The sequence below is a fragment of the Marinomonas sp. 63XJN7_9_ISO-PGPR-S23-217 genome, assembly GCF_056173515.1.
This window is the reverse complement of record NZ_CM149678.1, coordinates 4,779,036-4,805,335: the sequence shown is the minus strand read 5'-3', so window position 1 is coordinate 4,805,335 and position 26,300 is coordinate 4,779,036. Positions and strand designations below refer to the sequence as shown.

24 protein-coding genes and 1 other RNA gene are annotated in these 26,300 nt (G+C 44.6%); 8 read left to right on the top strand and 17 right to left on the bottom strand.

Annotated elements, in window-relative coordinates:
- Positions 1 to 22 precede the first annotated feature (22 nt).
- Entirely contained in the window at positions 23 to 1,288 is a 1,266-nt protein-coding gene (gene rho, locus AC0VYI_RS22345; RefSeq protein WP_067021009.1) for a transcription termination factor Rho, read from the bottom strand.
- Between the two features lie 499 nt (positions 1,289 to 1,787).
- On the opposite strand from rho, the gene AC0VYI_RS22340 reads away from it, so the two are divergent.
- The gene (locus AC0VYI_RS22340; RefSeq protein WP_199478419.1) at positions 1,788 to 3,305 is read left to right on the top strand and encodes a Ppx/GppA phosphatase family protein; all 1,518 of its coding nucleotides are present in this window, start codon (positions 1,788 to 1,790) and stop codon (positions 3,303 to 3,305) included.
- A gap of 15 nt (positions 3,306 to 3,320) precedes the next feature.
- Here AC0VYI_RS22340 and AC0VYI_RS22335 read toward each other — a convergent pair whose 3' ends face one another.
- Complete coding sequence (locus tag AC0VYI_RS22335) at positions 3,321 to 3,623, bottom strand: hypothetical protein (protein WP_475445692.1); 303 nt, start codon at positions 3,621 to 3,623, stop codon at positions 3,321 to 3,323.
- Between the two features lie 261 nt (positions 3,624 to 3,884).
- Between AC0VYI_RS22335 and amt the strand changes: the two genes are divergently transcribed.
- Together amt and AC0VYI_RS22325 are read left to right on the top strand one after the other, a co-directional pair.
- Entirely contained in the window at positions 3,885 to 6,941 is a 3,057-nt protein-coding gene (amt, locus tag AC0VYI_RS22330) for an ammonium transporter (protein WP_475445690.1), read from the top strand.
- Positions 6,942 to 7,145: 204 nt separating this feature from the next.
- Positions 7,146 to 9,170: a hypothetical protein gene (locus AC0VYI_RS22325; protein ID WP_475445688.1), complete on the top strand. Its 2,025-nt coding sequence runs from the start codon at positions 7,146 to 7,148 to the stop codon at positions 9,168 to 9,170.
- A gap of 149 nt (positions 9,171 to 9,319) precedes the next feature.
- Here the strand turns inward: AC0VYI_RS22325 and AC0VYI_RS22320 are convergent, their stop codons facing one another.
- From AC0VYI_RS22320 to AC0VYI_RS22275, 10 genes are all read right to left on the bottom strand, one after another.
- Positions 9,320 to 9,694 (bottom strand): Na+/H+ antiporter subunit G, encoded by a 375-nt coding sequence (locus AC0VYI_RS22320; RefSeq protein ID WP_199478426.1) that lies wholly within the window; start codon positions 9,692 to 9,694, stop codon positions 9,320 to 9,322.
- Between the two features lie 8 nt (positions 9,695 to 9,702).
- On the bottom strand, positions 9,703 to 9,972 hold the full coding sequence (locus AC0VYI_RS22315) for a K+/H+ antiporter subunit F (RefSeq protein WP_067020951.1): 270 nt from the start codon (positions 9,970 to 9,972) through the stop codon (positions 9,703 to 9,705).
- Positions 9,966 to 10,451 (bottom strand): Na+/H+ antiporter subunit E, encoded by a 486-nt coding sequence (locus AC0VYI_RS22310; RefSeq protein ID WP_199478428.1) that lies wholly within the window; start codon positions 10,449 to 10,451, stop codon positions 9,966 to 9,968. The genes AC0VYI_RS22315 and AC0VYI_RS22310 overlap by 7 nt, the downstream gene beginning before the upstream one ends.
- Entirely contained in the window at positions 10,448 to 11,959 is a 1,512-nt protein-coding gene (locus AC0VYI_RS22305; protein WP_475445687.1) for a monovalent cation/H+ antiporter subunit D, read from the bottom strand. The genes AC0VYI_RS22310 and AC0VYI_RS22305 overlap by 4 nt, the downstream gene beginning before the upstream one ends.
- Entirely contained in the window at positions 11,960 to 12,343 is a 384-nt protein-coding gene (locus tag AC0VYI_RS22300) for a Na+/H+ antiporter subunit C (RefSeq protein WP_199478432.1), read from the bottom strand.
- 2 nt (positions 12,344 to 12,345) lie between these two features.
- Positions 12,346 to 15,144 carry a monovalent cation/H+ antiporter subunit A gene (locus tag AC0VYI_RS22295; RefSeq protein WP_475445685.1) on the bottom strand — a complete coding sequence of 933 codons (2,799 nt, stop codon included), beginning with the start codon at positions 15,142 to 15,144 and terminating at the stop codon, positions 12,346 to 12,348.
- Positions 15,145 to 15,644: 500 nt separating this feature from the next.
- The gene (locus AC0VYI_RS22290; RefSeq protein WP_475445684.1) at positions 15,645 to 16,256 is read right to left on the bottom strand and encodes a Yip1 family protein; all 612 of its coding nucleotides are present in this window, start codon (positions 16,254 to 16,256) and stop codon (positions 15,645 to 15,647) included.
- 347 nt (positions 16,257 to 16,603) lie between these two features.
- Positions 16,604 to 17,260 carry a hypothetical protein gene (locus AC0VYI_RS22285; protein WP_199478436.1) on the bottom strand — a complete coding sequence of 219 codons (657 nt, stop codon included), beginning with the start codon at positions 17,258 to 17,260 and terminating at the stop codon, positions 16,604 to 16,606.
- A gap of 261 nt (positions 17,261 to 17,521) precedes the next feature.
- The gene (locus AC0VYI_RS22280; protein ID WP_475445682.1) at positions 17,522 to 17,821 is read right to left on the bottom strand and encodes a hypothetical protein; all 300 of its coding nucleotides are present in this window, start codon (positions 17,819 to 17,821) and stop codon (positions 17,522 to 17,524) included.
- Positions 17,822 to 17,952: 131 nt separating this feature from the next.
- Positions 17,953 to 18,168 (bottom strand): hypothetical protein, encoded by a 216-nt coding sequence (locus tag AC0VYI_RS22275; RefSeq protein WP_199478438.1) that lies wholly within the window; start codon positions 18,166 to 18,168, stop codon positions 17,953 to 17,955.
- 43 nt (positions 18,169 to 18,211) lie between these two features.
- Between AC0VYI_RS22275 and AC0VYI_RS22270 the strand changes: the two genes are divergently transcribed.
- Positions 18,212 to 18,664, top strand: a complete 453-nt coding sequence (locus AC0VYI_RS22270; RefSeq protein ID WP_199478439.1) for a helix-turn-helix domain-containing protein — start codon at positions 18,212 to 18,214, stop codon at positions 18,662 to 18,664.
- Between the two features lie 331 nt (positions 18,665 to 18,995).
- On the opposite strand, the gene ssrA is transcribed toward AC0VYI_RS22270, so the two are convergent.
- Both ssrA and smpB read right to left on the bottom strand, forming a co-directional pair.
- Positions 18,996 to 19,357: a transfer-messenger RNA gene (gene ssrA, locus AC0VYI_RS22265) on the bottom strand.
- A 116-nt stretch (positions 19,358 to 19,473) separates the two neighbouring features.
- Positions 19,474 to 19,953, bottom strand: a complete 480-nt coding sequence (gene smpB / locus AC0VYI_RS22260; RefSeq protein ID WP_067020978.1) for an SsrA-binding protein SmpB — start codon at positions 19,951 to 19,953, stop codon at positions 19,474 to 19,476.
- A 204-nt stretch (positions 19,954 to 20,157) separates the two neighbouring features.
- On the opposite strand from smpB, the gene AC0VYI_RS22255 reads away from it, so the two are divergent.
- Genes AC0VYI_RS22255 through AC0VYI_RS22245 form a run of 3 tightly spaced genes read left to right on the top strand, consistent with a single transcriptional unit; the run spans position 20,158 to position 22,229 of the window.
- Positions 20,158 to 21,516, top strand: coding sequence for a sodium-dependent transporter (locus AC0VYI_RS22255; RefSeq protein WP_475445680.1), 1,359 nt, complete (start codon positions 20,158 to 20,160; stop codon positions 21,514 to 21,516).
- Position 21,517: 1 nt separating this feature from the next.
- Positions 21,518 to 21,949, top strand: coding sequence for a type II toxin-antitoxin system RatA family toxin (locus AC0VYI_RS22250; RefSeq protein ID WP_199478441.1), 432 nt, complete (start codon positions 21,518 to 21,520; stop codon positions 21,947 to 21,949).
- Positions 21,909 to 22,229, top strand: a complete 321-nt coding sequence (locus AC0VYI_RS22245) for an RnfH family protein (RefSeq protein ID WP_199478442.1) — start codon at positions 21,909 to 21,911, stop codon at positions 22,227 to 22,229. The genes AC0VYI_RS22250 and AC0VYI_RS22245 overlap by 41 nt, the downstream gene beginning before the upstream one ends.
- Here AC0VYI_RS22245 and AC0VYI_RS22240 read toward each other — a convergent pair.
- On the bottom strand, positions 22,226 to 22,543 hold the full coding sequence (locus AC0VYI_RS22240; RefSeq protein WP_475445677.1) for an outer membrane protein assembly factor BamE: 318 nt from the start codon (positions 22,541 to 22,543) through the stop codon (positions 22,226 to 22,228). The genes AC0VYI_RS22245 and AC0VYI_RS22240 overlap by 4 nt on opposite strands.
- A gap of 69 nt (positions 22,544 to 22,612) precedes the next feature.
- Between AC0VYI_RS22240 and fur the strand changes: the two genes are divergently transcribed.
- Positions 22,613 to 23,023 (top strand): ferric iron uptake transcriptional regulator, encoded by a 411-nt coding sequence (fur, locus tag AC0VYI_RS22235; RefSeq protein ID WP_199478446.1) that lies wholly within the window; start codon positions 22,613 to 22,615, stop codon positions 23,021 to 23,023.
- A gap of 147 nt (positions 23,024 to 23,170) precedes the next feature.
- Here the strand turns inward: fur and recN are convergent, their stop codons facing one another.
- A complete protein-coding gene (gene recN / locus AC0VYI_RS22230) occupies positions 23,171 to 24,841 on the bottom strand; it encodes a DNA repair protein RecN (protein ID WP_475445676.1) in 1,671 nt (556 codons plus the stop codon).
- 441 nt (positions 24,842 to 25,282) lie between these two features.
- The gene (locus AC0VYI_RS22225; protein WP_475445674.1) at positions 25,283 to 26,227 is read right to left on the bottom strand and encodes a LysR family transcriptional regulator; all 945 of its coding nucleotides are present in this window, start codon (positions 26,225 to 26,227) and stop codon (positions 25,283 to 25,285) included.
- Between the last annotated feature and the right edge of the window lie 73 nt (positions 26,228 to 26,300).

Genomic DNA, 26,300 nt, shown 5'->3' with positions numbered 1-26,300 from the left:
GATAGTCCCGAATATGTCGAGCCTATTTGTTTTTACCTTTCATGGATTCAAAGAACTCGTCGTTCGTTTTCGTCACACGCAAACGATCGATGAGGAATTCCGTGGCGGCAACATCTTCCATTGGATTCAGCAGTTTGCGCAGAATCCACATGCGTTGCAGTTCGTCTTCAGACGTCAGAAGGTCTTCGCGACGGGTACCAGAACGACGGATGTTGATAGCAGGGAAGGTGCGTTTTTCCGCAATCTTACGATCAAGGTGTAACTCAGAGTTACCTGTTCCTTTAAATTCTTCGAAGATGACCTCGTCCATTTTGGAACCAGTATCCACCAACGCGGTTGCGATGATTGTTAAACTGCCACCTTCTTCGATGTTACGAGCAGCACCGAAGAAGCGTTTTGGTCGTTCTAGGGCGTTGGCATCGACACCACCAGTTAAGACTTTACCGGAAGATGGGATAACGGTGTTGTAAGCACGAGCAAGACGGGTAATGGAGTCCAGTAGGATGACCACATCACGCTTGTGTTCGACAAGGCGCTTGGCTTTTTCGATGACCATCTCAGCCACTTGAACGTGACGGCTTGGTGGCTCATCAAACGTAGAGGCAACCACTTCGCCACGAACAGTACGCGACATTTCGGTTACTTCCTCAGGACGCTCGTCAATCAGCAGAACGATCATATGACATTCTGGATTGTTGCGAGTAATCGCATTGGCAATGTTTTGTAGCATGAAGGTTTTACCCGCCTTTGGTGGCGAGACAACCAAGGCACGCTGCCCTTTACCCATCGGTGCAACCAAATCAATGATACGTGAAGTAACGTCTTCAGTGGAGCCATTACCCGCTTCCATGACAAGACGTTCATCGGGAAAAAGAGGGGTAAGGTTTTCAAAAAGGATTTTATTGCGGACGCTTTCAGGCTTATCGAAGTTAATTTCGTTGACTTTTAACAGGGCAAAATATCGTTCGCCATCTTTTGGAGGTCGGATCTTGCCGGCAATGGTATCGCCTGTGCGAAGGTTAAAGCGACGAATTTGGCTTGGTGATACGTAGATGTCATCTGGTCCTGCCAAGTAAGAGCTGTCCGGAGAACGTAGGAAGCCAAAGCCGTCTTGCAGAATCTCTAGTATACCGTCACCGTAAATGTCTTCCCCGCCTTTCGCATGTCGCTTAAGTATGGAGAAAATGACATCTTGTTTGCGCGAGCGGGCCATGTTATCCAAGCCCATTTCTGCGGCGATATCTAAGAGTTCGTGTACTGATTTCTGTTTTAATTCGGTAAGGTTCATAAACGGGTTTTGCATTAGCTCATCTTGAAGGACAATTGACGGGACTAGCCTCTAAACAATGCTAATCTATGTCTGAAGTATTTAACAAAGTATCAGTATTAGTCCGCACAAAACATCAGCCAGTTAAATTATCCTAGCTAGTGCTTTTGTTAACCCGAAACAGGGGTAAGGCCAATACTGCGCGAAACGATTTGATTGGAGTCTTAATGCCCAAGAGCGACAGCTTTTTGCATTAAGACAGTAACTACTATAGTTCGACTTAAACGTAAGGTCTATAGGAAATCATGCGAAAAAAAGGTTTTTTTGGTAATTTTTTGATCAAAACGCCTTAAAACTAACTTTTTTTCGCAAACAATACAAAAGATTTATAGGACTATATCATTCTTTTTAGCGATTTAGTGTGCTTTTTTGGCTGGGATGTTCGTCTCTTCTATTAAGAGGACACAAACAACTGATATACTTTCTTTTAACAAGATTTTTACTGAAAAAAGGCTATCGGATGCAGTCCCTCTTTTTGCAACAGTCACATGATTTTCCGTTTGAAAAAATTGCCGCCATTGATTTAGGTTCAAACAGTTTTCACATGGTTATCGCTCAGGTTACGCACGGACAGTTGCGAATTACGGGTGAATTTGGTGAAAAAGTACAGTTAGCCGCCGGTTTAAACAATGACATATTGGATGACGAGTCACAGCAACGAGGTCTGGACTGTTTGTCCCAATTTGCTCAAGTGATAGAGGGAATGCCGCCAGGCTCTGTTCGGGTTGTGGGCACCAATGCGTTACGTGTTGCAAAAAATCGCTACGATTTCATTGGTAAGGCGATGGATATCATGAGCCATCCCGTTGAAATCATTGCGGGCCGAGAAGAAGCCCGTTTGATTTACGTCGGCGTGTCAAAAACCATGGATCATGGGGATTTGAAACGCTTAGTGGTGGATATTGGCGGAGGGAGCACTGAGTTTATTATCGGTCATCAATTAGAGCCCTTTCTCACCGAAAGTTTGCACATGGGCTGCGTTAGCTTTCGACAGCGATTTTTCCCCGACGGCACCATCACCAAATCAAATTTTCAAAAAGCGGTTACCGCCGCGCGACTAGAGTTGTTAAGCATCCAAGATGATTACCTAGAGGAAAAGTGGGATGTGGCCATTGGTTCCTCAGGTACGATAAAAGCGGTTTTTAATATCGTCAAAGAAAATAACTGGAGTAAAAAAGGCATCACCCCTAAATGTCTTAAGCAAATTCAAAAAGCGCTCTTTAGTGCTGGTCATGCCGACAAAATTGACCTTCCAGGCTTAAAGCCAGAACGAAAAACCACTTTTGCTGCAGGGATGGCCATTCTCACAGCGGTGTTTGAATGTTTTGATATTAAGCTGATGGACTTCTCTACAGGGGCATTAAGGGAAGGGGTACTCTATGACATCATGGGACGTTACGCGGAATCGGATATTCGTGAACGTACTGTGAACTATATGTTGAGCCAATATCATATAGATACTGAGCAAGCGAAATTAGTCACCCACACTGCCTTATCGGCCTTGGCCCAAGTCAAGGATGATTGGGGGTTGAACAGTATCTCCAGTGAGGACTTGCTGCGTTGGGCGGGGTTGTTGCATGAAGTCGGATTAGGCATTTCCCATAGCCGTTATCATAAGCATGGTGCCTATATCATCAGCGAGTCTGATATGCCTGGCTTTTCTCAACAAGAACAGCAAGCCTTGGCGAACTTGATTTTACGTCATCGCCGTAAATTCACCCAATCTCTTGATTTTCGATTCACGAAAAGCGATCAACAGGATTTGGATCGTTTGTCTATCTTATTGCGCTTAGCGATCTTACTGCATAATGATCGCAAAGAAGGCGACATGCCTATTTTTACCTTAAAAGCTGACGATAAACATTTGCATGCGGATTTTCTTCCCGGCTGGTTGGATGGCCGACCTCTCACTTTAGCGAACCTGCAGAGTGAGGCCGATTACTTGTCCGCCGTTAACTACACTCTGACTTTCAGCTAACCCGATGAACGAGCGTTAAAGAATGGACTCAATGGAGCGATACACGGCAATCGCTTCATTGCGGGTCAGCCCGGTAGCGGTTGCCGATTTGCCAATACTGGATGTCACTTGGATGGACTCGGTTTTTGGCTCTTCTTTGTCTTTGTCTGGTTTCGCTTGTAACTGCTGATTGATTAGTTGTGCTTTTGTCGATAACTGGAGACTTTCTCGTGACTGGGCGAGATTTTGCCCAGACGAGTCATTTGCCAACGTTGCAGAGGTTGGCGTTGTGGGTAATATTTTTGACCAGTCATTGTAAGACACTGAGGAGACGCTCATAAGAAGCTCCCAAATGTTAGTTTGTTTAATTATTGTTCAGTTTTTGTCGAAAAACAACTATTCAGGTTTTTCAATACGTATCTATTCCTATTTATTTTCGCATTCTAAAGGCCATTGATGTGAATGGCGTAAAAGCCTTTTTTATCTTGTTTTGTAAACCAAAAAGATAAAGTTGGCGTGAGTATTGAATACGCTTTCAAAGTCATTGAGTTATGTTGTACTTTTTTCTTTTGCTTATCCTAGTTGTAATAGGAATGTCTTATGCCCGAATTTGCTTGGCTTCTTATCACTGCTGCGTTGGTTTTTACGATGCAAGCAGGGTTTTTGTGTCTAGAGAGTGGTCGTATTCGCAGCAAAAACAGTATTAATGTGGCCGCGAAGAATATTTCAGACTTTATTATTTCAGCCATTATTTTCTGGCTTTTTGGCTTCGGCCTCATGTTTGGTCATTCTGCATTTGGGATCATTGGTACCAGCGAATTTGTGTTTGGAAACCATAGCACTCCTTGGCAAGTCAGTTTTTTTCTTTTCCAACTTATGTTTTGTGGAACCGCCGCTACCCTAACTTCTGGTGCGGTAGCAGAGCGCATGAGCTTCGTGGGGTATTTAGCGGTCACAGCGATTTTGATGGCTTTTATTTACCCTGTGACAGGGCATTGGGCTTGGTCAGGAGCCTTTAACCCGACGGGGCAAAAAGGCTGGCTGCAAGCAATGGGGTTTGTGGACTTTGCAGGATCCACTGTCGTCCATTCCGTCGGCGGCTGGATTGCCTTAGCCGCGATTATGATCATTGGCCCAAGAAGGGGACGATTCGAGCAAGGTACTCACTTGCCTCCCGGTAATAATTTACCGCTTTCCGCATTAGGAGTGCTGTTGATCTGGTTTGGTTGGATTGGCTTTAATGGGGGAAGCACCTTAGCACTAAACAATGATGTCCCCATTATTATTTTGAATACATTTTTGTCGGCCGTTTGGGGGGCGTTAACGGCTTCGCTGATAAATTATCTACGGGATGGCTATTTTGAGGTGGGCTTTATTCTTAATGGCACCATTGCTGGTTTGGTAGGGATTACTGCATCCTGTCATGTGGTGACGCCGCTGTCGGCTTCGATCATTGGTATTGGCTCTGGTGTGGTAGTCTACTTCGGCAGTTTATTAATGGAAAAGTGGCGTTTAGATGATGCCCTTGATGTGGTGCCCGCTCACTTATTTGCGGGCATTTGGGGAACTTTAAGTGTGGCTTTCTTTGGTGATCCCGAAAAACTACATACAGGCTTAGGGTTTTATCAACAGCTTGGGGTACAAGCATTAGGTATTGTTGTCATTGGTTTATACAGCTTTGTCGTCTCCTATGTGTGTATGGTATGGCTGAATAAAGTCATGCCTCTAAGGGTTAGTAAACAAGATGAAGAAGACGGTTTGAACGTTGCAGAGCATAGAGCGACAACAGAACTGTTTGATCTTCTGACCTCGATGCAGTATCAACAAAATAATGCCGATTTCTCATCCTCCGTTCCTGAGGAGCCTTTTACCGAGGTAGGGCAAATTGCTCGTAAGTACAACCAAGTTATTGATCGAGTAAATCAGGAAATCGCCCAGCGGGACGAAGCATTATGGCGCTTTCAAGAAAGTGAAATGCGTAAAACGGCGATTCTTAACTCCTCTATGGATTGTATTGTGACGATTGATCATCAAGGCGATGTAATTGAGTTTAACCCTGCCGCTGAACGCACATTTGGCTGCCTTAAAAAACAAGTAATGGGCACCAGCTTTATCAATACCTTTGTTCTGGAAGAAGACCGTCCTGCTATTTTAGAAAGTTTAAAAATGGGGTTTTCCTCATCAGGTGGTTTGGTATTAAACCGACGTAACTCGTTTCGTTTACAGCGTGATCTTCATAATCATTTTCCTGCTGAAATCACCATTACCAAAACAAAAACCGAGTCGTCCATGCGTCAGGAAGAGTTCACTTTGCATATTCGTGATGTGACGCGTCAGCATAAGTTACAAGAAAGGCTGCGTTTTTTAGCTTACAGCGACCCATTAACCAGTTTGCATAATCGAACTTATTTAATGGAGCGGCTGGTATCCGCCTTATCGTTTGCTGCAAAGCATCATACTCGTGTGGCCTTGCTCTTTTTAGATCTGGATAAATTCAAAAACATTAATGACACCCTAGGGCATAAAGCCGGTGATGAGTTGCTTTGTGAAGTGGCAGGACGGCTCACCTTAGTGTGTGATGAATCCGATATCATTGCTCGTTGGGGAGGGGATGAATTTATTCTGATGATGACAGAAAAGGTTACAGAAGACGCTACGCTTCAGCGCGCCCAGCAAATACTTCAGGCGATGCGTGAGCCTTTCATGCTAAAGGGTCAACTGTTTAATATTCCGACCAGCATCGGCATTACTTTGTCTGATGAGTTAACTATGGACGCGGATAAGTTGATTCAGCAAGCCGACATTGCCATGTACTGGGCAAAGGAAAATGGGCGGGATAATGCGCAAACGTTTGTGCCGGAAATGGCCAAGGTGGTGACCAATAAATTTAGACTAGAAAGAGAAATGCATGAAGCGCTTTCTATGGACCAATTCTACTTGGTCTATCAACCTAAAGTCGTTCTAAATACCCCCGATATTGTTGGGCTAGAAGCCTTGATTCGTTGGCGTCATCCATCATCTGGCAATATTTCTCCCTCTGATTTTATTCCCATTGCTGAAGACTCGGTGCTTATTATTAAAATCGGCGAATGGGTGATTGAAAATGTGCTAAAGCAATTAGCCGAGTGGCGAACGCTGAAATTAGGTTTAGTCCCTGTCTCAGTCAATATTTCTGGGCGTCACCTGCTTAGTGAAGGCTTTGTTGGCTATATTTCTAAGCAGTTGGCATGTTATCAAGTGGATGGGCATTTATTGGAAATTGAAATCACCGAAGGGGTGTTGCTGAACGATATTGAAAGTTGCATCAAAGTAATGGCCGAGCTGAAAGCACTCAACATTAAAATCTCGGTAGACGATTTTGGAACTGGTTATTCCTCTTTGAGTTATCTGAAACGGCTGCCTTTGGATGTGTTGAAGATTGATCAAGTGTTCGTGGAAGAGTGTGAGCAGCATGGAGAAGATAAAACCATCTGTGAAACCATCCTTCATCTGGCGAGTAATTTAGGTTTGTCCTGTGTAGCTGAGGGGGTGGAAACCGAGCTGCAGGTTCAGCTATTGAAAAAAATGGGTTGTCAGGTTTACCAAGGGTATTACTTTTACCGACCCGCTTTAAAGGAAGATATTACGATTTTGCTTAGGGGGTTGTCGGCGTCGTAAGGCTTTTTACCTTTTGTTACAAATTGAGAAAATATCTATTTTTACTCATTGCTTACTTTGTATTTAAATAGTGCTATTGTCCTAAACAATGACAAGTGAGTAAAAACGACCACTGAGTAAGCGGTGCTTGCACTCATTATTCAAGATAAAAAAATTATAATGAACTAAGATTACAGAATACAGTGATCTTAATAGGGAAATTTTATGAACCGCGATAATCTACCCATAGAACATTTCTTTTTTACCGAGCCTAATTTAGAAAAAATCCTTGAAAACCTAGATGTTGTGCGCCAACAAATCCACCCTGTCATACCGGATGAAGAGTTAAATGTAGAACAGAATTTCCCTTCGGTATGTCTTGTTGGTCTTGGACGCTGTGGTTCTAATATTGCTTTGGAGGTTGCTACTTTAGTTTACAATGCAAGAACCAGCTACCTTCACGAAGTGGAATATCATGAAAAACAAACGCAAGAGAGTGATCTCAAGTCGCTCAACTGGATTCGTAAGAAGTTTTCCATCGATAAAAAATCCAGTTCAACACCACTTTTTTTGATTGAGCCTATTGTCATGCTAGGCGACTTGGATAAAGACATCGAAGGCCGTATTCGTTTTTCTAGTCAGACAGGACGAGCGCAATTCCTGGAAGCCTACCGCAAATTGCAGATTATGGATTTGTCCGAAGTGCACGCTGGTGGTGCGGGTAATGCGCCCATTTTGGGGCAATATCTCGCCAAGATCATTCTTAACAAAGATACATCCAGCTTCCGCAACGATAGTTGGCGTCACATGCATTCTTATCTAGTGGACTCTTGTGGCATCAAAGCGAATCAATCCCGTTTGTATTTTTATATCTTCAGTGCAGGTGGCGGAACCGGATCGGGGATGGCGTCTGAGTTCGGTTTGGCGCAGCAGTTTTCCTATTTAAGTAAAACTTTTGATTATCGAGCAGAATTAAACAAAGCGGTGGATAAACGCCATAGCTTTGTATTTGAGCCGATTTTTACCTCAGGTATTTGTATTTTGCCGAATATCTCCGGTAAGGACATTGATATTTCTGAAGCATTACATATTAACGCTGGGCGTTTGTTGACGAAATATGTCTCAGAGGAATGGGATTTTTCCTATAACGAAGAACGAGATAACGACGAAGATCCCGAAAACGTCATGCAACGTATTCGTCCTTGGAACTCTATGATGCTGATATCGAACGATATTATGCGCTATGCCGAGGAAGAAGACGGCAACGATGTGGAAGATATTGACGTGAATACCATGGAGAAATACGCCAACCAATATATTTCGCAACAAATCTTTAACATCCTAACCGCCCAAGCTGTTACCACAGATTACGATGAGGACTACTTCCGTCGTGCTGGCATCGACATCGCCGAAACCATCCGTTTGGATGCCAATGACCTGTTTATGAGTTTAGCCGGTCCTGTGGCCGTTGCTTATGCTGAGAGTGTGGTCAGAAAGAAAGGCCCCATGAGCGAAGTGGACATTGATGACCTGTTTTGTCGCTCCATTGAACTCCCGCACTTTAACGATGATACCTCGGCGATTGAGGGCATCAGTGTGCTGCCTGTGGAGTCTGACCGCTACCGTAACTGCATTCAGGATTTCCGTAAAAGCCAGTATGATTCCAGTAAATTAAACAATCTACACTTCTTTAAAAATTGTTCGTCCATTGTGTCGATTATTTCAGTACCAAGAGACTTTAAATTATCTTTCACGGCGATGAACCGTTTAAAAGTGCAGTTAAACCGCTTGTTCCCCAATACGACCTTGAAACGTTATGCCTTAGTGATTGGGGCGTCGGCGAATTTGTCATTAACCACCTTAATTGCCAAAAGTCCGTGTTTGAGTGATGACTTTTTAACCTTGATGGTGTCATACATGAAGCGTTGTTTTGCTCGTGATGAGTATCGCTATAACGATGAGATTGATAAGGCCATCATCGGATTTATCCAGAGTGATGTGTTCAATGAAGAAGAGGTGGAAAAATACTTCCTTGAATACGAAAACCCCGCGAAAATTCTCGATACCAACTGGTACGCTATCAAGCCTATGTATGAGAAAAAATACCGTGAGTTGATCGAAGATAGCGAGCGTTTTGTTTCCATCAATGATATTCGCTTGGACATGAAAAACGTGAAAAATGCGATTAAATATCTGCGTGAAATTTACCGTCATCGCATCAGTAAAACCAATATGTTGTCGCTTAATTAGGGCTCTCTTTATATCGAGAAGCCGTACTGGTGGTATAACAGTATAGTGGTATAGCAAGTGCCCTCAAATAAAAAACCACGGTGTCAGTGACAGCGTGGTTTTTTTTGGGTCTTAGAATAGTGCGATCAAGTCGTTGGCTTCAATCCCCGCTAGGCTTCATCGCTCTCTTTTGGGGCTTGTCGATCACGTATTTTGCTAACCAAATGGGCATTTTTCGTTTTATCTAACGGTGGTGTCTCATGATGAATGGCGGTTTTGGCAATCATATAAGCTGCGACCGGTGCGGTAATCAATAAGAACAGAGTAATGAGGAGTTCGTTGACCGAAAGGCTGCCATTTTGATAGCTGTGAAAGACCATAGAAGACAGTAAAACCCCTGTAATACCAAGCGTGCTGGCTTTCGTCGGGCTGTGTAAGCGAGTAAAAATATCGGGTAGTCGTGCTAAGCCATAGGAGCCAAGCAACAAAAACACACCACCAATCAGCAGCAAAACACAAATAATGATTTCGAGATATAACGGCATAATCAATCCTATTCTATGATGTCGCCACGAAGTAAGTACTTACACAAAGCGGCGGTACTGACAAACCCGAGCATGGCGATTAATAAGGCGGCTTCAAAATACAAACTAGTACCCACGTAGATGCCATACATTAAAATCAGTGCAATGGTGTTGATGTACATGGTATCTAACGCCAAAATCCGATCAGAAATGGTTGGCCCTTTAAACAGACGCCATAGGTTCAAAAATAAAGCGATACAAATGAAGACAGCGACAATAAACAGTGTCCAATTTAGCATCCGAAAATCTCCTTAAGAGGGGCTTCGTAGCGAGTTTTAATCAAATGGATCAAGTCGGCTTCTCCCTCTAAATGTAGAGCGTGAACATATAACCATTGCTTGTCTTTAGATATTTCGGCGCTCACCGTGCCCGGTGTCAGGGAAACCGTACTGGCTAAAATGGTGATGCCTAGATCAGAGCGAATATTGATAGGAACCGCGACAAAACCAGGCTCTAAATGTTTGATAGGACGAATAACCAGCCAAGCAACCTCGACGTTTGCTACCAAAATATCGTACATCACCATGAAAACGTAGCGCAATGCGCGCCAAGGTTTGAGGATCTTAGGATGTTCATCGCGCATGCCATTGACGAACAACGGAATGGCGATGGCAAAAAACGCAGCGAGCACAATATGGCCAGCACTGACAGAATTATTTAAGAGCAGCCACACCACAAACAGTAGCAGACTGTGAAAGGGCATAGGAAAGACTCTCATGGCGTCGCTCCTGGTAATAAATCATAAGCCGAGGCGTTAAAATCGTGTAAATAGCTCGCGGCGTTTTGCGTGTAATCCGTGATGTCGCCACCAAACACAACCATCAGCGGCAAAGTGATTAACAATAAGCCAATGGCAATAATCTCTAGGGGCTTTGCTGTATTCACATCGCTACTGGTGTTGCCATTGTGGCGCCAAAACATGGTTGTAGCAGCGCGAGAAAATGCCACTAAGGCCGCTAAACTGCTGACCAGAATCAATGGCCATACCCAAGCAGATTCTGCTGTCGTATGGGCGGATTGTAGAATCATGATTTTTCCAATGAAACCGGAGAGTGGCGGCATACCGATCATAGCCAAAGCACAAAATGCAAAGGCAAAACCAATCATTTTGGGCTGCATAAATGGACGTGAGCGTACAAAACGATCTTCCGCTTGACCACGTTGACGCGCGATGACATCTGCCAGTAAGAAGAGGGCTGAAGAGGAAATGGTACTGTGAACCAGATAATACAGAGCCGCAGAGGTGGCTGCTGCAGAATGAATGGCCGCACACACCAATAAACTGCCGCTGGAAACGATCACTAAGTTGGCAGTTAGGGTTTTCAGCCCAGGGCTGGCGATTACCCCAATGGTGCCGATGGTGATGGTCAAAAGCGCCAGAGGCCATAACCAAGGTGTGGCGATGTTCGCCAACTCGCCTGCGTGGTCGCCAAAGATCACCACATACACGCGAAAAATACTATAAATGCCGACTTTCGTCATAATCGCAAACAGGGCCGCAACGGGCGCGCTGGCACTGGCATAGGTACGAGGTAGCCAAAAATGCATCGGTAGCATAGCGGCTTTTAGCCCAAAGACGACCAATAAAAGCGCCGCACCGGTTTTCGCCAGCGTAGCGTTTTCACCTTGTAGGGTGCCGACTTTGACCGCAAGGTCCGCCATATTCAGCGTGCCCAAGGTGCCATAAATAATTCCTAAGCCAAATAGGAATAAGCTGGAGCCAACCAAATTGAGAATCACATAGTGCAATGCCGATTGAGTTCTGGGTTTGCCACCGCCATGAATCAACAGTGCATAGGAGGCAATCAATAAAACTTCGAAAAAGACAAAAAGGTTAAAGATATCTCCTGTCAAAAAGGCGCCGTTAATGCCCATCAACTGAAACATAAACAGAGGATGGAAGTACGCGCCTCCTTTGTCATGGTCATTCAACGCGTACAGCATGACCGCAAAGCCTAGAAAAGATGCCAAGGTCACTAGTAATGTCGAGACAGGGTCTGCCACTAACGCGATACCAAACGGTGGGCGCCAATCGCCCAGTGCGTATAAATGTATGCCTTTCATCATCACTTGATGCAGTAAAAAGGCCGACGATATCAGCAAGGCGAAGGTGCCAATGACAGATAGAATCTGCTGTCGCTGAAGGGTCTTCGAAAAGGGCGGTAGCAGCATCAAGGCGCCACACAGTAAAGGAATCAGAATAGGAAAAATGCTCAAATGCTGCATTTATTGACCGCCTCCGGTTTTATGAGAGGTATTACCCTTTTGTAGGATCGGAGTTTTTGGTTTAGGTACTTGGCCGTCAACATGGTCATTGCCCAAGTCTGCTCGGGCACGCATGGCCAAAATAACCACAAAAGCTGTCATGGCAAAGCCAATGACGATAGCCGTCAGAACCAAGGCTTGAGGTAATGGGTCACTGTACTGTTCAGAGCGTCCTAAGACCGCAGCGGCATTAAGCTTTAAGCGGCCACTGGCGAACAGAAATAAGTTCACGGCATAAGACAATAAGGTTAAGCCTACGACCACAGAGAAACTGCGGCCTCGTAACGTCAAAAACACACCACAGGCGGTGAGTAGGCCAACGGAAAATGCGTAAATACCTTCCATAATTATTCATGCTCCTGTTGAGTAGGGCGCTCGCTAGTGGTCAACTTACCTAAATTTGCCAAGATCAGCATGGTGGCTCCCACTACGGTGAGGTACACACCAAGGTCAAATATCATGGCGCTGGCCAGTTCGAACTTACCAATGAGTGGTAAGGAGAAATAATCAAACCACGTGGTGAGGAAAGGCCGATTAAACAACCAGCTACCTAAGCCACTGAGGGTGGCAATGGCAATGCCACTGCCGATCATGATCTGATAATCCAGCTTGATGCGTGTTTTTACCCACTCCACACCGTGGGCTACATATTGTTGAATAATGGCCACCGATGTGATCAGGCCAGCGATAAAGCCGCCGCCTGGTAAATTGTGACCCCGCAAGAAAATGTAAGCGGAGACCAACAAGGCCAATGGCAGCAAGCTTTGAGAAATGACCGCCAACAGTATGGGGTGCTTGTCTTCCGCCCAGGGGCGGCCTTGATAATCTCCTGATGGCATATAAAGTCGCATTCTGGCGATGAGTTTATAAATACCCAGTGCCGCAATGCCCAGTACCGTAATTTCTCCCAAGGTATCAAAGCCACGGAAGTCCACTAAGATGACGTTCACCACGTTCGTGCCACCGCCGCCAGTTTTACTGTTTTCGGTAAAAAAGGTCGAAATGGTGTCCAGCGGACGCGTCATCAAGGCATAACAAATGGTGCCGACAGTGCCGCCGACAAAAGCTGCCAGGCTTAAATCACGAACCACACGGCGTGGAGAAGACTCTTTGGGCGTTTTTTGCGGTAAGAAAAACAGTGCTAAGATCAGCAAAATCACGGTGACAACTTCTACAGACAACTGAGTCAATGCCAAATCGGGGGCTGAGAATTTTGCAAAAGCCAATGACACGATCAATCCCACTACCGATAAGGTCAATAGAGAGAGCAAGCGACGTCGATGCCAAATAACCGTTGCTAAACCAGATAAACACAATAGAACCGCAGCTGTAATGGATAACGCATCGACGGGAATCTCAGGACGCAGTCCTGCCGTTGCATTCAACCTCATCAGCGGAATGGTGGTCATCACTACGGCTAATAACAAGGTCAAAAACGCGTAACGCTGTAATGAGCCATTTTCAGTGAGCGCAATAAACTGACTCGCCCGTTGGTTAATAGACTGGATAACGCTTTCAAACACCAGTTTAGGGTCGCTAGTAGGGAACTGTGCTTGGAATTTGAAAAGGTGCTGGCGATTTGCATAAACAATCAACCCACCGCACATCGCGATAATACTCATGAGTAAAGGGAAATTGACACCATGCCAAATTGCTAAACTGTAACTGGGGACAGAGCCATTGAGCGTCGCAGACGCCGCAGCATAGAGCAAGTTTCCAACCATCACACTTGGGAAAATCCCCACGAGTAAACACAAGGCAACCAAAATCTCCACTGGCACTCTCATATAACGAGGGGGTTCATGGGGCGTTTTAGGCAAATTAATGGGATCGCCGTTAAAAAAGACATCGTGAATAAAGCGCATGGAGTAAGCGACAGAAAATATTCCGCCGAGCGTGGCTAATACAGGGACCATCCAAGATAAAGAGCCTAACGATGCTTGGTGCAAGGTCTCAGTAAAAAACATCTCCTTAGATAAAAAGCCATTCATCAAAGGAACCCCAGCCATGGATGCCGATGCCACCATGGCCAGTGTTGCCGTATAAGGCATAAACTTCCACAAGCCATTGAGTTGGCGCATATCACGTGAGCCAGATTCGTGATCGATGATGCCCGCCGCCATAAACAAAGAAGCTTTAAAAATGGCATGGTTAATCACATGGAAAAGTGCCGCCACGGCAGCTAAATCCGTTCCCATGCCCAATAAAAGCGTCATTAATCCTAAATGACTGATGGTAGAGTAGGCCAGCAAGCCTTTTAAATCGTGCTGAAATAAAGCGATGTAGGCGCCTGTTAAGAAGGTCGCCAAGCCCGTTAAACTGACCAACATAAACCACAAATCGGTATCGGCAAGCGCGGGATAAAAACGTGCCATCAAGAAAATACCAGCTTTTACCATGGTGGCCGAGTGTAAGTAAGCACTGACTGGCGTAGGGGCCGCCATGGCATTTGGTAGCCAAAAATGAAAAGGAAACTGAGCCGATTTAGTAAAGGCCCCTAACAGCACTAAAACTAGAATAATGGGGTAGGCCGAGCTGGCTTTAATCATATCGCCGCTGTTTAATACCGTTTGTAAGCTGTAGCTACCGACTGTATGACCGAGCAAGATCAGCCCCGCCAGTAAGGCCAAACCGCCTGCTCCCGTCACCGTCAACGCCATGCGAGCCCCTTTACGAGCCTCGGATTTGTCTCCCCAAAAGCTGATCAGCAAGAACGAGCTGATACTGGTTAATTCCCAAAAGAACCAGAGCTGGATCAAATTATCCGATAGCACCACTCCTAGCATGGCAAACATAAAGAGGATGAGGTAGGCGTAAAATTTGCCGATGGAATCCTTCGCCGACAAATAGTAACGCGCGTACAGGATAACCAGCAGACCAATGCCTAAAATCAAAATGGAAAACAACAGAGCCAAACCATCTAGTCGGAAGGCCAGTTGTAAACCAATGGCGGGCACCCAAGGGATGGACGCAAAAAAACGTTCCCCATGAAAAATTGCCTCGGTATGTGACAGCACCAAAAACAAGGTTAAGGCTGGCAAAACGGCGGTTAAAAACGCACAGGCGGTACGGCTAAGTCGCGACGTAATAAGTGGAATCAAGGTGCCAAGTAAAGGCAAAAAAGGTAACCAGATTAAAGACTTCACTGTTCAACACCTTTATAAACGTGACGGTAGTAAAGGGAGTAATCCATAAGCAACATAATGATTCTCGTTTCTATAAAATGCATGGTCGTACTATATCGAAGCCAAACTACGGCGGCTAGTTATCGGTCATATTCATGATTAAAACGCCTGTCCAATATAAAAATGGCTAATGACCGATAAAGTGTTGAGAGTCGAGAAAATACGCTCTTCCATCACCTTGTTGTTAATGTGCCGCCGCCAGCTAATGTCTATAGATGGCTATGTCTTATGAACTATTATCTATCAAAGAAAGCGGCAGGACTGTTACATAACGTAAACGCTTCCCAATCTCGAGAAGAGGATAACGCTGGTAACGTTGAAATGACGTGCGATAAGAGCGGATAGAAAAAAAGAACAGCTAGTAAAAAGCGCTTCTCAGGAGGAGCTGAAAAGCGCTTTTTCTTTTTAGTGAGTGATCATTTAGTGATGTCATTACATGGTGTTATGGAAAAGCGGACGCATTATTGAAAGAAATACCAAACCACACTGTGCTCCGAGCCCATGCTCCACAAGAGTACAATACCCGCTAATACAGCTTCTAACACCAAAATACCAACGCCTAACGTTGTGCTGGAAAGAATAAAGCCATTTTCATGGTTGATGCCCAAGAAGCTGGGAGTCCCTTTGTATAGTAAGTACGCTGTATAGCAAATGCCCACCACACAGGCGAGGGTACACAACCAAATAATCGGATAAACCGCGAAAATCCCGCTTAAAAATAGCGGTGTCGCAATGTAGCCAGCAAAGACAATGCACTCATGGCGACTAGGTCGGTTCGGATACTGCTTCGCCATCCTATGAATAAGACTGCCCACAATGGCCACCGCTGCTAAAATAAGAAAATAGAACAGGACACCGAGACTTAAACCATTGAGCATAGAAACCTTGATGGTATCGTTACCACCAAACGTCCAGCCAAACTGAGTGGTACCAATAAACGTGCTCACCACAGGTATGGCTGCCAATAGTAGTACATGGTGTAAATATAAATGGCTGACACTTTCATGTTCTTTGTTAATGCTTCGCCATTCTTTTTCTGGATGATGAATTAAACCCCAAACGTGATTGATCATAGATTTCCCCTCGTGTTTTTCAAAAAAACAATTGAATTTGGAAACAATGTATCGACACTGTTTGACACGGAACCACAGCTCAGCTTTTCGCGTGTTCTATTACACAGTATAGATGTTTACGAGCGTACGACAGCGTTGGGTCATACCGTTTTTTTATAAAAAGTGCGTTCTTAACTGCTCAATGTGATTAAAAAACGCACAAAAAAGGCAAGCTTTATTTAAATCAATGAGCTATAAATAAGGCTTATATTTAGAAGGGAAGTGCAAAAGAAGCATAGAAAAATGCGATTTAGAGCCAATGCATAAAATTAACATTGGCTCTAGATGAATGAAAGCGGGCCGGACTTTTAGTTGTCATCCGCCTTACATTGGTAGTTTTCTGGCATTTTAACCGTAAAACCCTGGTCCATCGGATTGGTAAAACTGGTTTTTGCCACTGCCTCTTTGGCTAAAAAGGCAAACACCTTCCATTTCGAGCAGGTTTCATTTTCTAGTGAGCTACTAGAGACCAGTACAGGCGCGCCTTTGTTGTCTTTGATATTAAAATCAAAAGTATAAACGCTGACCATTGCCGTGACTGTTCGGTAGCCCGTCACACGGGTGACAGTTCGTTCTGTCCTGACGCAGTTGACTTCCTGATTGGTCCCTTTGGGTTTGCTACAGGTTGTGTAGTAACCATCGTTGACATCATTAAAAATGGGGACAGACAAATCCTTCTTCTTCTCAGACGAGTGGAAATTGATGGTTAAAATATAATCGGGGTGCTTGTAGTCCGTAGAAACGTTTTTATAGCCCAGTGCGTTGAAAGAGGCGATTACATTGGGAATATAGCGCTTATTGGTCAACTCATCGCCTTTTGGGCTTCCTTGAATTTTGATTTTAGCGGTTTTGGCAATGCGTACGTCGGGGTCAACATTGCTCACATGATGACCTTGCATGAGCTCAGAAGTGGAGCAGCCTGCCAGCAAGACACTGAGCAAAACCGTAGTGATAAACAATCTCACATTTACATCCTCTATAAAGTCGTTATTTCGATTCGCCACTGTTTTATGAGAGCATAATTCAGCCACAAAGCCGAGTAATAGTTACCCTCTTACAATGTTATGACTGATTATTGAAAGTAGATGACTGATTATTGTCAAAATAATGGTGATTGTATAACACCCAAAGAGGTCATATCGGTCGTGACGCTGCGCCATACTCTGTTCTCATTTATATGGATACGCCCAGGCGCAGCGCAATCCCCTAGTGTTTGGCGTTGGTTGCTAGGATACTTCTTCGTCAAGAGCCTGCATAGGACTGATCGGCTGTTTCGTAATGATGGTGCCACAGCCATTTTGAAATGTCACAAAGGCGTGTATCAGTCGGTGAGAGTCAGGTTCTTCAATCATCGGAGTAAGTGAAATAAGGGCATTGGCGACTTTGCCAAAGGTTTCTAAGTCGATACCAAAGCGTTCTTTGAGCGGTGTGTCATAATCTTCGCCATTATCGATCAGAGTATCAGTCTGATCCGGTGTGAGTCCAAGAGCGTACTCGGCGAGGCGTTGTATTCCTAACGTATCCATTTTTGTGTCCTTTCATTGTATTAAGGTTGTTAGCCTTCTAGAGTCCTTCATCATTACAGGTGTATTCAGGCCCTAACCTTATTGTATTCGGCAGTTTGAGTCGATGTTTTAGACGATCCTGTCGGGAGGTTTTATTCGATTATCTGGTTCCCGCGTACGATGACGCCGTAACGGGCTTTTAACCCCTCATTAAAGATCTGGCGAGCGATCTCTGCAATGCCAAGATTCTCTTCTAACGAAAGCTCCATAAGCTTGGTTTTCACCGATTCACTGTGACGAAAACTGATCTGTTCGGAGACGCGATTTTGTCTTTTTTGTAGCACTCGTTTCGTTGCTGGTTCTTGCATCCTCTTTCTCCTGATATACTTTGGTTTCAAATGAGGTCAAACAATGACAAAGCAAATTTTAACACCTAAAAAATGGATAGGAAAGAAAAAAGAAGGTGAAATCTATCGGTTTCAATTGCTTCTGGCCGAGTTAAATTTAAAACCTGAGGATATTCAAAAAGATACAGGCGTAACAGTAAGAACGATCACAAACAGTATTTATGAAAAAAAACCATTAGGTGCGAAACTACTGCGTGAAATCCACGCAAAATATGGTGTTTCGATTGATTGGTTGCTCAGCGGAAAAGGGCAAATGTTCGCACCTGCTGATGACTCCGCTGTGCGCGAGCCGAACGGCGAGTACGGCAGTGACCCACGCTTTGAACGTATCATGACATTGGTTCGCGACTTTATGATAAATGCTGATGACGACGAAAAAGCCTGGTTGGAAACACAAGTCAAACTCAACATCGCACAGTACCAACAACACCTTAAAAGCGTGCCTGACGAAAGCTGAAACACCTTCTAAAAGGTGTTTTAGCCTCCCATCCCAAAAATTCTTATCTTCTAAACTGAATCAACCAACTGCTTTTGCTTTGAAGCGAATTATAAAACTATGGGACGACATACTCAGCTACTTCTTACGAGACGGTAAGCGCCTTAGAAAGCAAGCGGTTGGTGATTGCTGAGCGATAGAAGATACCACCTCAAAAAAGATAGCTTTAAATTTTTCAGAGCAATAAAAAAGCCACCCGAAGGTGGCTTTTTTATTGACTCACAAGCAGTGTGTCGTTTGTGTGTCAGTTGAATTTAAAAAGTGCAAACCCTTTTAAACACAACCACTTAAGTGGTGGAGGTGGGGGGGATCGAACCCCCGTCCGCCAGTCCTCTGCCATCGGCTCTACATGTTTAGTCGCTTCTATTATTTGACCACAAACCGCCCGAAGGACAGGGTGTTTATGGCGAGCCTACTTGATCTTAGAACCTTATCCCTAGGCGGGGCATCGGTTAGCATCTTGTAGTTTATGATACTGCGGAATCTCGGGCTACAAGCAACCTGAGGGCAGCACACTAGCAGGGGTTTAGGCTGCTAAAGCGTAGTTTTTGTCGTTTGCGACTATTAAATTGATACGGGGGATTTACGAGATCACGTATCACTCTCGACATGCACCTCAGGGTTTGCAACCGGCGTCGAAACCATGTCACCCCCTAAAGTTGACGCCATTCTAACTGAAACCGTTCCCCACGGCTAGGGGGGAGAGGGAATCTGCGTATTTAAAGTGGCCTTTATAACGCATTTCCACCTCATTCGATTCGTCATTATGGTTAGACACTGTGTTTCATTAAGCGCTCTTTATCACGGGCCCAATCACGATCACGTTCTGTGTCGCGTTTGTCGTGGTCTTTTTTACCTGTCACAAGGGCCACTTCGCATTTGATTTTATTGCCTTTCCAATAGAGCGCCATGGCCGCACAGGTTTTGCCTTTTTGTTCGGTCACTTGGATAATACGATCAATTTCGTTGCGATTCAGGAGCAGTTTCCTTTGACGCAAGGGTTCGCATACCACGTGAGTCGAGGCGGCAAGTAATGGCGTAATGCGCGCACCAATAAGCCAGGCTTCGTTTTGGTGGATAATGACATAGGAGTCAACCAGTTGCGCTTTGCCTTCACGAAGACTTTTGACTTCCCAGCCAGCAAGGGCGAGGCCCGCTTCGAATTTTTGGTCTACGAAGTAGTCGTGCTTGGCTCGTTTGTTGAGCGCAATGGTTCCTGAACTGTTTGATTTTTTCTTTGCTTTACTCATAGTCGGAAATTATACGGTCGATAGACGTAAAAACCTATGCTTTTCTTGAGGTATGCGTCTTAATGTAAGAAAATTCGCTCTTAATAAACACTAGGGAGAGGTCAAAGACGTTCCCTAGCCATGACGGTTTGGCTTTTTGATGATTTTGCCAACTTCTGTCGTCCATTCATCTAGGCTACTTTGATGTAGCAAGAGCGTAAATTTATGCCTGAAAGTCGATGTTTACAAGGTATATGGTCAAGTCCTTGGATATTTATTTTTGCGGCAAGCGGATCTGCTGTGGGTTTGGGGAATATTTGGCGGTTTCCTTATTTACTAGGCGAAAACGGCGGCGGGGCGTTTTTGTTCGTGTATTGCGTCTGTTTGTTATTGGTTGGTTTGCCGATTTTAATGGCCGAGGTGGCCTTAGGACGCACAGTTCGTTCTAATCCGATTGATACGGTAAACGATTTAAGCGAGCGTCGTCTTATTCATTCTGCTTGGGTATTCGTACCTTGGCTCGCGGGGGTGACGGGGTTTCTTATTTTGACCTTTTACAGCGTGATCGCGGGTTGGTCAATGGCGTATATTGAGCGTGCGGTATCTGGGCAGTTTGTGGGGATTTCAGAATTAGGCGCTCAGAGTATGTATAACTCGCTTTTGTCCTCCCCTAGAGAAATGTTGTTGTGGCATACTTTGTTTATGCTGTTGGTCGTGCTCGTCGTAGGACAGTCGGTGACGCGTGGCTTAGCGGCCTTAGTGCGTATTTTATTGCCTGTGCTGATCGTGGTATTGCTCATGTTGGCAGGTTTTGCTTTGTATAAAGGCAATGCGTGGGAGGCGGCTCAGTTCTTATTCCGCTGGTCGTGGCAAGATATGACGCTAAAAGTTGTGACGGCGGCGATTGGACAGGCGCTGTTTAGCTTAAGTGTGGGGATGGGGGCTATGTTTGCTTATGGCGCGTACATGAGTAAACGTATGTCGATTGCCAGTGCGTGTTCGACGGTGGCGCTGATTGATCTGGCGGTCTCTCTGTTGGCGGGGCTGATCATTTTTCCATTGGCATTTGCCTTTCATATTAATGTGCAATCTGGGCCGAGTTTGACCTTTGTGTCTTTGCCGATCATTTTTGGCAGTTTGCCTGCGGGTCGCGAAGTGGGAGGCTTTTTCTTCCTGCTGTTGACGATTGCGGCTTTAACCTCAGCGATTTCCATGCTGGAATTATTCGTCGCTTGGTTGCATGAGAAGTATTATATCGCTCGTATGAAGGCGGCATTTTTGTTGGGGTTTTTTGTTTGGTTGATCGGCATTGTAGTTTTATTGTCGTTTAATCATTGGGACAGCAAACTACTGTTCCATTTAAATTTTTTCGAGATTCTCGATAAGCTGACCTCCCATATTTTGCTGCCTTTGGGGGCAATGTTATTGTCAGTGTTAGTCGCATGGTTTTTGCCCCGTTCGGTTCTGCAGAACGAAATGGTGGCGAAGAAAAGTATGTGTTTCCAATGGTGGTACTACACCTTGAAGTACGTCAGTATTCCTGTATTGGTGTTGGTCACTTTTGCGGGTTGGATAGGAGTCTGATTTGAGTCGTATAGAGCGCTTTGCGCATGTTGAGTACAGTTGCAAGCAAATGTTTGATTTGGTGAATGATATTAATGGTTATCCGGAGTTTTTGCCGGGGTGTATGAATTCGACCCTGATTTCAAAAACACCGACTGAAATCGTCGCTTCGTTGGAAGTCGGCAAAGGGCCTGTTCGTCAGTCTTTTACGACGAAAAATCGTTTGCATGAGCCAAATGAAATCGTGATGGGGTTGGTGAAAGGACCGTTCAAAAAGTTACATGGGGTGTGGTCATTTACAGAATTGTCACCCACAAGTTGTAAAATTGCCTTGAGTATCGATTTTGAATTGAGCGGTATGCTTAAGTTTGCCTTTGGTGGTGTCTTCAGTCAGATTGCCAACACCATGGTGGATGCGTTTAGTAAGCGAGCGAAGGTTGTCTACGGTGAATAAAATTCATGTTGAGGTGGCGTACGCGCTGCCAGAGAAACAAAAAATTATTGCTTTGGACGTTGAAGAGGGGTGTTCCGTTAGAGAAGCGGTGCGTCGTTCAAATATCACGAGCTTCTTTCCTGACTTGGATATTGAGAACGCAAAGCTGGGTATTTTTGGCAAAGCGGTTCGTAATGCCGATGAGCAGGCACTAAAAGAAGGGGAACGTGTGGAGATTTATCGCGAACTCAAAGTTGACCCTAAACAAGCTAGAGCCAACCGAGCCGCGAAAAACAGTTAGTCGTTTTGAATCTTTGTTAACGTGCCATCTTTAAAAATGAGCGTTAGCTTAGGCGCAGCACTTTTGGGTGTATCCGGTGTTGCGTATTTTGTAGTGTACAAGTAATGCCATATATCGGGTTTGAACGTATCGCGAAGTAATGGTGTACCAAGCAAGTAAAGCACTTGGGACTGTGTCATGCCAACTTTGAGTTGGGTTAGCTGATCCTTTGTGACTATGTTGCCTTGCGATACTGGCACTTTATATGGCGGTGGAAATAAACTGCATGCGCTGAGCGAAAATAAGGCGCATATAACTAAAATTGATTTTTTCATTGATAACATCCTAATTCGGGTGTGCTAATGATAAAGTAATTATTAACAAGATCGAATAGAGAATGCCTCATGACCAGTGAAAATCAAGAACTAAAAAAAGTTGGACTCAAAGTAACCCTGCCTAGAGTCAAAATTTTACAAATTTTAGAGAACGCAGGAGAGCATCATTTAAGTGCAGATGATGTTTACCGTACCCTGCTTGATCATGGTGAAGATGTGGGCCTTGCCACGGTGTACCGTGTATTAACACAATTTGAAACCGCAGGTTTGGTGATGCGCCATCACTTTGAAGCGGGCACGGCTGTGTTTGAATTGGCAAAAGGGGATCATCACGACCATATGATTTGCCTAGAAACGGGCAAAGTCATTGAGTTTGTTGACCCTGTGATTGAGAAGCGTCAGCACGAAATTGCGGAAGAATATGGCTTTGACATCGAAGATCACAGCTTGATCATGTACGTTCGCCCTAAGAAAAAATAAACGATACCTTCGTTTTCTGGCTTGTCTATGGTTGGGATATGAGGGTGCGGTAAGACAATGTGGAAATGGGCTGTTTTTAAACGTGTATTTCGATATTAAAAGGCCGACCAAGGCAGTATTCATTACTGCACTGGTGGGCCTTTTTTGTTATTGCAGTTGCACGTTCCCCAACATTTCTCTTGCATGGGCAAGGGTTTGCTCGGTCAGTTCTATGCCGCCTAACAAACGGGCAATTTCTTGAGTACGGTCCTGATCTTTCAATTGTGAAACTTGTGATGAGGTCGCATCGTCAGCCACTTTTTTACTAACACGTAGGTGTTGGTTGCCTTGTGCTGCTACTTGCGCTAAGTGGGTGACGCAGAAAACTTGTCCGCGTTGTCCAACAGAACGCAACATTCGACCGACCACTTCAGCAATACCGCCACTGATCCCCACATCGACTTCGTCAAAGACCAGCGTCGGAATGATGGACGTATGGGCGGTAACGACTTGAATCCCCAAACTAATACGTGACAGCTCACCGCCTGACGCGACTTTACGTAGTGGCTGAGCGGGTTGTCCTGGGTTAGAGGCAATCATGTATTCGATTTCTTCAAAGCCATGTGCCGTCACTTGATTTAGTGGCTGACAATCGATAAAGAAACGCGCATGGGGCATGCCAAGGCCGTGTATTTGTTCTTCTACTTGTTTGGCTAACTTGTCTTTGGCAGCAATGCGTTTTTCGGTCAGAGTGGTTGCCAGCGCGGTGAGTGACTCATAAGCGCGCTCTTCTTTTTCTTTAAGATGGTCAAGGCTTTCTTCACCGCCTTGCAATGTTGCAAGTTCGGCATCTACAGACGTTCGTAGTGCGATCAAGGCCTCTGGCAAGACCCGATGCTTGCGTGCCGTGTCATATATATCAGACAAGCGCTGTTCGATGTCACTGAGTCGTTCAGGGTCTTGTTCTAAGGTATCTTGGTAGTGATGGAGGCTATCTGCGGCTTCCTGAGCTTGAATTAAGGCCGCGTTCATCATCTCTAGCGCATCTTCTAGCGCTTTTGTGGCCGGACGAATTTGGCCAGCACTGTTGAGTGCCTGGTTCAGCAAAGAGCAAACGTTACCTTCGTCGCTGTCCACCAAAATCCCGCTGGCTTGATAAGCCTTGTATTGGGAGTCGGCGATATTCGACAGAAACGCCTGCTCGTTTTCCAACGTCTCGATCTCGCCTTCTTTTAAATCCAGTTGTTCCAGCTCTTGAGACTGATAAGACAATAACTGAATTTTCGCATCCTGCTCAGCCGAGCGGTTTTGTAATAAAGAAAGCTCCTCTTTAAGTTGGCGCCATGTGCTGTATTGCTGGCTCACTTGCTTAGCAAGCTCGGTAAGCTGACCATACTCGTCTAACTGCTTGCGCTGTGCGCTTTTCTTTAATAACGATTGATGCTCATGCTGACCATGAATATCGACCAAATAACTGCCGACCTCTTTTAAATCACCAAGGGTGCAAGGACGACCATTGATGTAGGCTTTAGAGCGACCTTCTTTGCTAATCACACGGCGTAGAATGCAGTGTTGATCGTTCTCTAAATCTCTTTCTTCCAGCCATTCATAAACATGTGGGTATTCTGTAATGTCAAAGGTCGCAGAAATATCCGCTTTCTTTTCCCCGTGGCGCACGACGGCGGCATCAGTTCTATCGCCCAAACACAACGACAACGCATCCACCATGATGGATTTCCCAGCGCCTGTTTCGCCAGAAATCACCGTCATGCCTTTTTTAAACTCCAACTCAAGAGACTCAACAATAGCAAAATTGGAAATAGCGATGCTTGTTAGCATAGTCGGCTCCACAAAAGGAAAATATTTATATGGTTATTTATACAGTATTTGTTTGTTTTTTGACAAGTAGGTAGGGATTTAATTTTTGTAATGATTTGATGAAATTAAAACGAAGACAAACTTTTTAGAGCGAAGACAAAACACGGCTGTGTACCACTAAAACGTTGATTTTAGGCGTTTAAAGCGCTTTGTCTTCGGTAGCAAAATTTGAAGGTGACTAAACAGGGAAGTGTTAAAACTTTTTTAACTTAAAAGAGCCAAAAGCACGCCTGAACTCTTGGCTCTTTTGTATTTTATCTCCAGCTATCCGATAGCGCTTCGGCTATAAAAATATTTAGCCTTAGTATTGCCATCTTAGTTTTCTTAATATAACTGATGGATCTAGGCATCTGGTGCACTTGGATGTCTATAATTTCAGCTTCAGAGTCCATCAAAGTTCAATTAGGAGTGAATAATTTTCTCTCCAAGCCACTGTTCCGACGTAATTAATTCACAAACTACATCTAGTATAACTTCTTTGACGCGGTTGAGTAGAAATGAGTCCGATTTTTGCTGCATTACAGCTAGGGATACAGTTCGAGTAAATTTGGGTTTTATGATTGGTTTGGCTACTAGAATTCCAGATTCTAGTTCAGACATAACCGATGAACGAGCTAACACAGCGACACCTACACCTAGCTCTATTTGCTTAATTAGCTGATGCCCAGCATCAATTTCAAGAACAACGTTTAGTTCAACACCTTGGCGTACCGCTTCACTCTGAACCTCAGTTCTTAGGCCATGTCTGCGACTAGGAGCAACAAATGGAATCCCTTCTAAATCTCTGATCTCAAGTTCCCGAGGCATATCCTTTGCTAACGCAGTATTACTGATCAAATAAAGATCTTCATAAAGTATATCTGTTAGGCTAAGTTGGTCATTTCTTACCTGATTAAACAGGAAAGCAAAATCGATTTCGTTATTCTGAAGCCAGCCTTCTAAGTACCCAGAAAAAGCTTCTGCAACCGTTAGCTCAACCCCTGGTAGCCTCTCTTTGACGGCTGAAATCAGTGGGCTTATCAAAACTGACGACACCGATGGTGGGAGTCCTATGGAGACTGCACCAACAGGAGAACCTTCCCATGCTGAGATTTCGGCAACAGCATCTTCTATAAGCGAATTTACCCTAGCTGCGTAACGAAGAAGAATTTTCCCCTGTTCAGTTGGAATGATTCCCCTAGAGTGTCTTTTAACGAGCTTTGTTTTGAGTGCTGATTCTAATCGTTGCACACGTTGAGTGATAGCTGATTGAGTTGTATTTAAGGTTTGAGCAGCTCGAGTCATGTTCCCAGCTTCACATACCGCAACGAAGTCGTGCAGAAGTGCGATATCTTTTGATCTAAACATAGGTATCACCAATTATAATGCCTACTAGCATAAAAGATTATTTTTAATAATACATTAGTGAAATTAGAATTAA

Excerpts from the sequence above, each read along its gene's own strand:
- rho (WP_067021009.1), bottom strand. The coding sequence starts at position 1,288 with ATGAACCTTACCGAATTAAAACAGAAATCAGTACACGAACTCTTAGAT.
- AC0VYI_RS22340 (WP_199478419.1), top strand. The coding sequence starts at position 1,788 with ATGCAGTCCCTCTTTTTGCAACAGTCACATGATTTTCCGTTTGAAAAA.
- AC0VYI_RS22335 (WP_475445692.1), bottom strand. The coding sequence starts at position 3,623 with ATGAGCGTCTCCTCAGTGTCTTACAATGACTGGTCAAAAATATTACCC.
- amt (WP_475445690.1), top strand. The coding sequence starts at position 3,885 with ATGCCCGAATTTGCTTGGCTTCTTATCACTGCTGCGTTGGTTTTTACG.
- AC0VYI_RS22325 (WP_475445688.1), top strand. The coding sequence starts at position 7,146 with ATGAACCGCGATAATCTACCCATAGAACATTTCTTTTTTACCGAGCCT.
- AC0VYI_RS22320 (WP_199478426.1), bottom strand. The coding sequence starts at position 9,694 with ATGCCGTTATATCTCGAAATCATTATTTGTGTTTTGCTGCTGATTGGT.
- AC0VYI_RS22315 (WP_067020951.1), bottom strand. The coding sequence starts at position 9,972 with ATGCTAAATTGGACACTGTTTATTGTCGCTGTCTTCATTTGTATCGCT.
- AC0VYI_RS22310 (WP_199478428.1), bottom strand. The coding sequence starts at position 10,451 with ATGAGAGTCTTTCCTATGCCCTTTCACAGTCTGCTACTGTTTGTGGTG.
- AC0VYI_RS22305 (WP_475445687.1), bottom strand. The coding sequence starts at position 11,959 with ATGCAGCATTTGAGCATTTTTCCTATTCTGATTCCTTTACTGTGTGGC.
- AC0VYI_RS22300 (WP_199478432.1), bottom strand. The coding sequence starts at position 12,343 with ATGGAAGGTATTTACGCATTTTCCGTTGGCCTACTCACCGCCTGTGGT.
- AC0VYI_RS22290 (WP_475445684.1), bottom strand. The coding sequence starts at position 16,256 with ATGATCAATCACGTTTGGGGTTTAATTCATCATCCAGAAAAAGAATGG.
- AC0VYI_RS22280 (WP_475445682.1), bottom strand. The coding sequence starts at position 17,821 with ATGGATACGTTAGGAATACAACGCCTCGCCGAGTACGCTCTTGGACTC.
- AC0VYI_RS22275 (WP_199478438.1), bottom strand. The coding sequence starts at position 18,168 with ATGCAAGAACCAGCAACGAAACGAGTGCTACAAAAAAGACAAAATCGC.
- AC0VYI_RS22270 (WP_199478439.1), top strand. The coding sequence starts at position 18,212 with ATGACAAAGCAAATTTTAACACCTAAAAAATGGATAGGAAAGAAAAAA.
- smpB (WP_067020978.1), bottom strand. The coding sequence starts at position 19,953 with ATGAGTAAAGCAAAGAAAAAATCAAACAGTTCAGGAACCATTGCGCTC.
- AC0VYI_RS22255 (WP_475445680.1), top strand. The coding sequence starts at position 20,158 with ATGCCTGAAAGTCGATGTTTACAAGGTATATGGTCAAGTCCTTGGATA.
- AC0VYI_RS22245 (WP_199478442.1), top strand. The coding sequence starts at position 21,909 with ATGCGTTTAGTAAGCGAGCGAAGGTTGTCTACGGTGAATAAAATTCAT.
- AC0VYI_RS22240 (WP_475445677.1), bottom strand. The coding sequence starts at position 22,543 with ATGAAAAAATCAATTTTAGTTATATGCGCCTTATTTTCGCTCAGCGCA.
- fur (WP_199478446.1), top strand. The coding sequence starts at position 22,613 with ATGACCAGTGAAAATCAAGAACTAAAAAAAGTTGGACTCAAAGTAACC.
- recN (WP_475445676.1), bottom strand. The coding sequence starts at position 24,841 with ATGCTAACAAGCATCGCTATTTCCAATTTTGCTATTGTTGAGTCTCTT.
- AC0VYI_RS22225 (WP_475445674.1), bottom strand. The coding sequence starts at position 26,227 with ATGTTTAGATCAAAAGATATCGCACTTCTGCACGACTTCGTTGCGGTA.